Annotated in this window: 6 protein-coding genes; all 6 read right to left on the bottom strand. The window is 79.3% G+C overall.

The features are described 5' to 3' along the window. Positions 1 to 522: 522 nt before the first annotated feature. The 6 genes from ABZ924_RS37350 to ABZ924_RS37325 all read right to left on the bottom strand — a co-directional run bounded on the left by ABZ924_RS37350 (position 523) and on the right by ABZ924_RS37325 (position 8,196). Complete coding sequence (locus ABZ924_RS37350) at positions 523 to 1,344, bottom strand: CoA ester lyase (protein WP_361919991.1); 822 nt, start codon at positions 1,342 to 1,344, stop codon at positions 523 to 525. Continuing rightward, positions 1,341 to 2,552: a CoA transferase gene (locus ABZ924_RS37345; RefSeq protein ID WP_361919989.1), complete on the bottom strand. Its 1,212-nt coding sequence runs from the start codon at positions 2,550 to 2,552 to the stop codon at positions 1,341 to 1,343. Before ABZ924_RS37345 ends, ABZ924_RS37350 begins: the two co-directional genes overlap by 4 nt. After that, on the bottom strand, positions 2,549 to 3,490 hold the full coding sequence (gene rbsK, locus ABZ924_RS37340) for a ribokinase (RefSeq protein WP_361919987.1): 942 nt from the start codon (positions 3,488 to 3,490) through the stop codon (positions 2,549 to 2,551). Before rbsK ends, ABZ924_RS37345 begins: the two co-directional genes overlap by 4 nt. Then, positions 3,487 to 4,866, bottom strand: a complete 1,380-nt coding sequence (locus tag ABZ924_RS37335; protein WP_361919985.1) for an ADP-ribosylglycohydrolase family protein — start codon at positions 4,864 to 4,866, stop codon at positions 3,487 to 3,489. Before ABZ924_RS37335 ends, rbsK begins: the two co-directional genes overlap by 4 nt. 614 nt (positions 4,867 to 5,480) lie before the next feature. After that, positions 5,481 to 6,644, bottom strand: a complete 1,164-nt coding sequence (locus ABZ924_RS37330) for an ADP-ribosylglycohydrolase family protein (RefSeq protein ID WP_361919983.1) — start codon at positions 6,642 to 6,644, stop codon at positions 5,481 to 5,483. A gap of 7 nt (positions 6,645 to 6,651) precedes the next feature. Next, on the bottom strand, positions 6,652 to 8,196 hold the full coding sequence (locus ABZ924_RS37325; protein WP_361919993.1) for an ADP-ribosylglycohydrolase family protein: 1,545 nt from the start codon (positions 8,194 to 8,196) through the stop codon (positions 6,652 to 6,654). Between the last annotated feature and the right edge of the window lie 253 nt (positions 8,197 to 8,449).

Raw genomic sequence — 8,449 nt, 5'->3', positions numbered from 1 at the left:
GATAATGGCCCGCTGACGGTGGCTCCGGGGGGAGCCTCGGGCCAGGCGGCGGCCGAGCCGGTCTGGGAGACCTCAAACGCCGGCGAGGCTGAATGTGCCGACCCCGGGCTCAGGCGTCGGCGGAGCCGGGTTCCCTGGGGCTCCGCCTCAGACCCCGCGCCTCAAACGCCGGCGAGGCTGGGTGGGCCGACCCCCGTTCCAGGTGGTGGCGGAGGCGGCTGGGCTTGTGGGGCGCTGCCCAGGGCCCGCTCCTCAGTGACGGCGGGGCTGGAGAGGCCGGGGCGGGACTTTCTTTCGGCGTCGAAGCCGAGGGCGGCACGTCAAGCCTCGCCGGCGTTTGAGGCGCGGGGTTTGGGGCGGAGCCCCAAGGGACCCGGCTTCGCCGGGAACCGCGGTTCTGGCTCCGGCGGGCCGGTCTGGTTGGTGTCGGCGCAGCCGGGGGCGGCAGATTCAGCCCCGCCGGCGATTGAGGCGCGGGGTTCAGGGCGGCGCCCCGGCGGGCCCGGCTGGGGCGGAGGGGCGTCAGGACGGGATCGGGGATTCGCGGCGGGAGAGGGCCACCACGCGTTCCGCGCCGGCGAGGACGGCCGGGTCCACGAAGCGGCCGTCCGGGAGGGCCACCGCGCCGGGGGTGCGGCGGGCGGCCGCGACGATCTCCTCGGCCGCGGTGACCTCCTCCGGGCCGGGGAGAAAGGCCCGCTCGATCACCGGCAGCTGCCGCGGGTGGATCGCCGCCCGGCCCAGGAAGCCGAGCGCCCGGCCGCGGGCGCAGGAGGCGGCCAGGCCGGCCAGGTCCCGGATGTCGGGGAAGACCGACTGGGCCGGCGGCGCAAGGCCCGCCGCCCTGGCCGCGACGACCACCCGCGAGCGCGGCCAGTCGAGCCCCGCCTCCGCGGTGATGCCCAGGTCGGCGCGGAGGTCGGCCTCGCCGAGGGACAGGCCGCGCAGGGCGGGGTGCGCGCGGGCGATCTCGTACGCCCGCTCCACCCCCAGCGCGGACTCCAGCAGGGCGTGCAGCGCCACCCCGCCGGTGCGGTCCGCCGCCTGGACGATCTGCTCCGGGGCGGTGATCTTCGGCAGCCGGAGCCCCGTGAGGCCCCGCAGCCCGGTCAGGCCGGTGAGGTCGGCCCCGCCCCACGGGGAGTCGAGCGCGTTGACGCGGACGTGGACGGGGACCGGCGGCCGCTCGCCGAGCAGCTCGGCGGTGGCGGCCCGCGCGTACTCCTTCCGCGAGGCCGACACGGCGTCCTCGAGGTCGACGATGACGGCGTCGGCCCCGGACCGCAGGGCCTTGGCGACCACCTCGGGCCGGTCGCCGGGTACGTAGAGCCAGGTCAGGATCACAGTGCCCCCTCCATCCGGAGCGCGCTGATCTCGGCCTCGGTCAGGCCGAGCTCGGTCAGGACGGCGTCGGTGTCGGCGCCGTGCGGGCGGCCCGCCCAGCGGATCCCGCCCGGGGTCCCGGACAGGCGGAACAGGACGTTCTGCATCCGGAGCGGGCCGAGCTCCGGGTCCTGCACCTCCGTGACGGTGTCCAGGGCCGCGAACTGCGGATCGGCCATGACGTCCCGTACGTCGTAGACCGGCGACACGGCCGCCTCGGCCGCCTCGAAGGCCAGGGCCACCTCCTCGGCCTCGTGCCGGCCGATCCACCCGCCGACCGCCTCGTCGAGGACGGCGGCGTGCGCGGCCCGCCCCGACCCGCTCGCGAACCACGGCTCGCCGGCCAGCTCCGGGCGCCCGACCAGCCGGACGACCCGCTCCGCGACGGACTGCGCGGAGGTGGAGACCGCCAGCCAGCGGCCGTCGGCGCTGCGGTAGACGTTGCGGGGGGCGTTGTTGGTGGAGCGGTTGCCGGTGCGGGGCTGGACGTAGCCCAGCTGGTCGTACCAGAGCGGGTGCGGGCCCAGCACCGTGAGGATCGGCTCGATGATCGCCAGGTCGACCACCTGGCCGTGACCGGTCCGCTCCCGCCCGGCGAGCGCGGTCATCACGGCGTACGCGCAGGTCAGCGCGGCGATCGAGTCCGCGAGGCCGAAGGGCGGCAGGGTCGGCGGGCCGTCCGGCTCCCCGGTGATCGCGGCGAAGCCGCTCATGGCCTCGGCGAGGGTGCCGAAGCCGGGGCGCCGGGCGTACGGGCCCTGCTGGCCGAAGGCCGTGACGCGGGCCAGGACGAGGCGGGGGTTGGCCGCCGACAGCTCGGGCCAGCCCAGGCCCCACTTCTCCAGGGTGCCGGGGCGGAAGTTCTCGACGACCACGTCGGCGGTGGCGGCCAGCCGCAGCAGGGTGTCCCGCCCGCCCGGGGTGGACAGGTCGAGGGTCATCGTCCGCTTGTTCCGCCCGAGCAGCTTCCACCACAGCCCCACCCCGTCCTTGGCGGGGCCGTGCCCGCGGGAGGGGTCGGGCCGCCCGGGGTGTTCGACCTTGACCACCTCGGCCCCGAAGTCCCCGAGCAGGGTGGCGGCCAGCGGCCCCGCGAACAGCGTGGCGAGGTCCAGGACCCGCAGCCCCCGCAGCGGGCCGGGGGCGGCGGCGTCCGCGGGCGGCGTCATGAGGCGCCGGCCCCGGCCCCGCCGGCCGAGGTCGTCCCGCCCGCCCCGGCGGCGTACGCGGCGTCCGTCTCGGCGCGCCCCGGCATCGAGTCCTGCGCCCCCGGCCGCTGCACCGACAGCGCCGCCGCCGCGGCCGCCCACTCCAGCGCCTCCCGTACCGGCCGACCCTCGCCCAGCGCCACCGCCAGCGCCCCGACGAACGTGTCCCCGGCCGCCGTCGAGTCCACCGCCCGGACCCGCGGCGCCGCCACCGTGTACGGATCCCGCCCGCGCGCCGCGTACAGCACGCCGGCCGCGCCCAGGGTGACCACCACCTCCGGGACCTGCTCCAGCAGCGCCGCCGCGGCCTGCCGGGGGTCGGTGAGCCCCGTCAGGGCCGCCGCCTCGTGCTCGTTGGGCACCAGCAGGTCCACCGAGGCCAGCAGGTCCCCGGGCAGCGGCCGGGCGGGCGCCGGGGTCAGCACCGTCCGTACGCCGTGCGCGCGGGCCGTGCGGGCGGCCGCCGTGACCCCCGACAGCGGCACCTCCAGCTGCAGCAGCAGGGTCCCGGCGGCGGCGATCCGGGCGTCGTCTCCCGCCTCCAGCCCGGTGACCAGGGCGTTCGCGCCGGGGATGACGACGATGCTGTTGCCGCCCTCGTCGTCCACCGTGATGTGGGCGGTCCCGCTGGAGCCCTCCACGGTCCGCAGGCCGCCCGTGTCGACCCCGGCCGAGGTGAGCGCGGAGCGCAGCCGTACGCCGAACTCGTCGGCGCCGACCGCGCCGATCATCACCACCTCCGCCCCGCAACGGGCCGCGGCGACGGCCTGGTTGGCGCCCTTGCCGCCGGGGACGGTGCGGAACTCGCGGCCGGTGACGGTCTCCCCGAGGCGGGGGGCCTTGGGGACGTAGGCCACGAGGTCCATGTTGGTACTGCCGAGCACGGCGATGGCCGTCATGAGCGTGCTGCCTCCTGTGCGGTGAGCTGGGCGAGGGTGTCGAAACCGATGCCGTCGAAGCCGGCGATGCCGGTGGCCAGGCGGTTCTTCAGCGGCGCCCGCCAGCGGGCCGGAACCCGGCCCGCGACCAGCGCGGCGAGGGAGCCGGCGGTCGCGCCGTTGGAGTCGGTGTCCCAGCCCCCCGAGACGGCGCCGCAGACGGAGCGGGTGAAGTCGCCGTCGGCGTGGGTCAGGGCGGCGGCGATCAGGGCGGTGTTGGGGACGGCGTGGACCCAGTGGTAGTGACCGTAGCGGGCGTGCAGGCGGTCGACGACGCGGTCGAAGTCCGCTTCGTCGTGCGCGGCCCGGATGCCGAAGCGGACGGCCTCGGCGAGGCGGGAGCCGGGCGGTACGACGGCCAGCCCGGCGCCGAGGGCGGTGTGCACGTCGGCCCGGCCGGAGGCCGCCGCGGCGATCGCGGCGGCCGCGAACAGGGCGGCGTAGAGGCCGTTGCGGGTGTGGGTGAGGGCGGCGTCGCGGTGGGCCTGCGCGGCGGCGGCCGCCGGGTCACCGGGGTGGGTCCAGCCGTGCACGTCGGCGCGGATGAGGGCGCCGATCCACTCGCGGAAGGGGTTGTGGTGGACGGCGGTGTCCGGGGGCTCCAGGCCGAGCAGGAGGTTGCGGTAGGCGGCGCGCTCGGCGGTGAAGGTCCGCCCGGCGGGGAGCTCGTCGAGCCAGAGCCGGGCGACGTCGGCGGTGGTGAAGTCCCGGCCGTGGCGCCGCAGCAGCAGGAGGTTCAGGAGCGGGTAGTTGAGGTCGTCGTCCTCGGGGGTGCCGTCGATGTTCTCGGCGAGGGAGGTGGCGGCGGAGCGGCGGTTCCACGGGTAAGCGGCCAGCAGGGCGGGGGGTACGCCGCGGGCGGTGAACCAGTCGTCCAGCGGCCAGTTCCCGGCGGCCCGGGCCAGCGCCCGGATCCCCTCCAGCGGCAGCTTCTCGACCGGCTTGCCGAGGACGCAGCCGGCGGCCCGGCCCGCCCAGGCCGCCTCCAGCCGGGTCTGCAGGCAGCCGTCGCCGTCGCCGCAGTCCCCGCCGTCGCCGCCGCGGCCCGGCTCCGGCGGGGCGGCGGCCGGGGGAGGGCCGGCCGGCCACGTACGGGTGATGGCCTCCCAGGAGTCCGGCTCGGCCGCCGCCACGGCCGGAGGGCAGGGCAGCGCGGCCAGCTCGCCCAGCAGCCGCCCGGCCAGCTCCCGCAGCCCGGGCGCCGCCTCCCCGGCCCCGGCCCGCGCGGGCGCCGCGGACCCGCCGGCGCCGAACCAGACCCGCGCCACGCCCCCGGCATCCCGCCCGTCCTCCGCGGCGAGCCGCAGCTCGTGCCCGACGAGGTCCTCGGGCCGCACCCAGGTCAGGCGCAGCCCGCCCTCCCCGCCACCCGGCGCGGGGCGCTCGCCCTCGGGGCGCCCCGGCCGTGCGCGGCCCCCGTGCGGACCACGCCGCTGCGGCCGGGTGCCCGCAGCCGCGTCCCCGGGCCCCGGGCCGACCGGCCCGGCGGATGCCGGCCCGGGGCCGGACGGCTCCGGGGCCGGGGGCCCGACCGCCCGGCCGGTGGTGCGCCCTCCCGCGCTGCCCGCCTCTGCGCCGGGGGGCGGGGTGCTCGGCGGCCGGGGGGACCTCCGCGCGGGCGGGTCGGTCTCGGAGCCCCCCGGGCCGCCGGGTTCCGCGGCGCGCCGTGCCCCGCGGGGCGCCTCCGCACGGCCGGGCCGTTCCAGCCCGGCCGGCGTTCGAGGCGCCGGGTTCGGGGCGGAGCCCCAAGGAACCCGGCTCCGCCGGGCACCGGGCTCCGCCCGGACCCTCCCCCAGCCACCGCCGGGGGTACCCCCAGCCTCAAACGCCGGCGAGGCTGAAATGGCAGCGGCGGCGGGGGCGGCCCGGTCGGGCGTGGGGTTGCCGGAGAGGGCTCGGGGCACGGCCTCCCGGGCCGTGGCGCGGGCCCGGCCGTCCGGGGCGGGGGTGGTCATCGGGGGGTCGCCAGGGCTGCGAAGGCCGCCTCGTGGGCGCGGCGGCGGGCGCGGTCGCGGTCGTGGACCTCGCGGGCCACGGCGGCCAGCGCCGCGGCCGGGGCGTGCAGGTCGAGGCGGCTGGCCTCGGCGACCCGCCCGGCCCAGGCGGGCGGGACCGCGGCCGCGCCCGCCAGGGCTCCGGCGATCGCCCCCGCCATGGTGGCGGTGGAGTCGCAGTCCCGGCCGTAGTTGACCGCGCCGAGGACCGCGCCCTCGTACGCGCCGCCCGAGACGACGAGCATGCCGAGCGCGATCGGCAGCTCCTCGATGGCGTGCAGCCGCGACGGGCGCCGGGCGCCGAGCGAGGGCCGGCGGTAGTCGGGGCCGACCGAGTCGTACGGGGCCACCGCCTCCCGCAGCGGGCCCAGCGCCGACTCGAAGTCCCCGTGGCGCCCGGCCACTTCGCACACCGCCTCGATCGCGGCCCGCGTGCCGTCCTTGGCCAGGGCGAGGGCGGCGTCCACCACCGACGACACCGTCGCCCCCGGCACGCACGCCGCCGCCACCGCCGCCGCGAGGACGCCGGCCGCCTCCCGCCCGTACGAGGACTGGTGCGCGCCGGCGACGTCCAGCGCCTCCGCGTACGCGCCCGCCGGGTTCCCCGCGTTGACGATGCCGACCGGCGCCATGTACATCGCCGCACCGCAGTTGACGATGTTGCCGCTGCCGGCCTCGCGCGGGTCGGCGTGCGCGTAGTGCAGCCGGGCCACGATCCACTTCTCGGCGAGGAAGATCCGCTGCAGGGGGAGGGCCTCGGCCTCCAGCTCGGGGATCCAGCGGGGGTTCGTCATCAGGTCGGGGACGAGGTGGTCGGCGACCGCGTACGCGTCGAGGTGGTCGCGCACGGTCTCGTACACCCGGACCAGGGCGTGCGTCATGAGGGTGTCGTCGGTGACGTGGCCGTCGCCCTTGTGGTACGGGGCGAGGGGCCGGGCGGTGCGCCAGTCCTCGTGCCAGGGGCCGACGATGCCGCGGACGCGGCCGCCGTGGCGGCGGACGATCTGGTCCGGGGACCAGCCCTCCACCGGGCCGCCGAGCGCGTCGCCGACGGCGGCCCCGACGAGGCAGCCGGCCGCCCGGTCTTCCAGTGTGAGCGTCGGCGTCTGCGTCAGCGTCATGTCCGAATCATCCCTTGGGTGAGGTGAGTTCCGTACGAGCCAGGTGTGCGGCGAGTTCGACGAGGTCGGTGCCGGCGAGGCGGGGCAGGGCGCAGCCGGACAGGGTGCGGCAGGCCTCGCGCCATGCGGCGGGGACGGAGCCGCCGCCGCCGAGGGCGCCGGTGAGGGCGCCGGCCAGCGCGGGGGCGGAGTCGGCGACGCGGGACAGGCAGGCGGCCGCCGGGACGGCGTCGACGGCCCGGCCGCGGGCGGCGGTGGCCAGGGCGAGGGCCACGGGGACGGTCTCGGCGGCGGCGATGCCGTAGCTGTAGACGTGGTCGACGATCTCGTGCTCGAGGGTGGGCACGATGGCGAAGGCCCCGCCGCCGGTCCCGGGACCGGTCTGGGTGCGGGCGAGTTTGACGGCGTGGCGGGCGTTGCGGCCGATCTCGGTGGTGGCCGGGAGCTGGTCGAGGGCGGCGTCGACGGCGGCGTCGGTGCCGGACCCGGCCAGGGCGGCGGCGACGGCGGCGGCCATGGCGCGGGCGCCGTGGACGCCGTCGCCGTCCTGGGTGTAGCGGGCGTCGAACTCGGCGAGGTCGGCGGCCGCGGCCGGGTCGCCGGGGTGGACGACGGCGAGGACGCAGGCCCGGACGCAGGCGGCGTCGTCGAAGTAGTGCGGGTTGTCGTGGCCGGTGGCGGGCGGGCGCAGCCCGGCGGCGAGGTTGCCGAGACCGGCGCGTACGGAGATCCGGGCGCGCAGCGGCAGCACGGCCGACTCCACCTCGGGGGCGCGCTCCGCCGCGGCGGCCACCTCGCTGGCCAGGGCGTTCCAGGCGAGGTCGATCGCGGCCCGCATCCGGCGCGACCGGCTGAGGTCGCTCAGCAGGACCCCGGCCGCAGTGAGCACCGACTCGGCGGCGAAGGCGGCCCATTCGGCGTCGTCGGAAGGGCCGAGCAGCAGGGGCTCGGGCGGCTGGTTCAGGGCGATCGGGACCGGGAGGGTGGTCGTGGCGTTCTGCTCGGCGAAGGTGTCGAGCTCCCGGGTCAGCCGGCGGGTCCACTCCGGCATCCGGCTGGCCCGGTGCCGGGCGGCGGGCCACCCGGCGGCGTCCCCGACCGCCAGCCCGAGCAACAGCCCCTCGATCCGCCGCCGCTCCCCGTCCGGCCGCGCAGCCGCTGGAGCCGCCCCCGTCCCGGCGCGCCCCGCGGCCCCGTCCGCACCGCCGGAGGCCGCCGGAGCCGCGGCCGGCCCCCGGCCACCCGGCTCCCCACCGGAACCCCCCGCCCGGCGGCCCGTGGCCGCAGGCGCCCCCGCCTGACCGCCCCCGCGGCCGGACGCGCCAGAACCGCCCGCCCCGCCGGAAGCCGCCGCGGCGCCGGCCCGGCCCCGTTCGCCGCGTCCGGCGCCCGGCCCGACCGCGGGGTGCGCAGGCGTCCCGACACCCGCTGCCCGGTCCCCTCCGTCCGGCTTCGCCGCCGGGGCCGGCCTGCCTGCCGCCGGGGTGCTGCCCCGGCCACGTTCGCCGCGTCCGGCGCCCGGCCCGACCGCGGGGTGCGCAGGCGTCCTGATACCGGCCGGGTGGCCCCCTCCGTCAGGCTCCGCGGGCGCGGCCGGCCCGCCTGCCGCGGGGGTGCCGGCCCGGCCCCGTTCGCCCGGCCCTTCCCCCGGGCCGTTCGCGGGGCGCGCAGGGGCCCCGGCACCCGCCGGGTCGTCCCCTCCGGCCGTGGTTGCGGGCGCCGGCCGGCCCCGGGGGGTCGGGGGGGGGGGCGGGCCGGCCGGGGGCGGGGGGGCGGGCGGCGTCGGGGGGGGGGGGGGGGGCGCC

It is taken from the genome of Streptomyces sp. NPDC046876 (genome assembly GCF_040645035.1).
Lineage (GTDB): Bacteria > Actinomycetota > Actinomycetes > Streptomycetales > Streptomycetaceae > Streptomyces.
The sequence above is the reverse complement of the archived record's forward strand: the minus strand, read 5'-3'. Positions and strand labels throughout refer to the sequence as shown.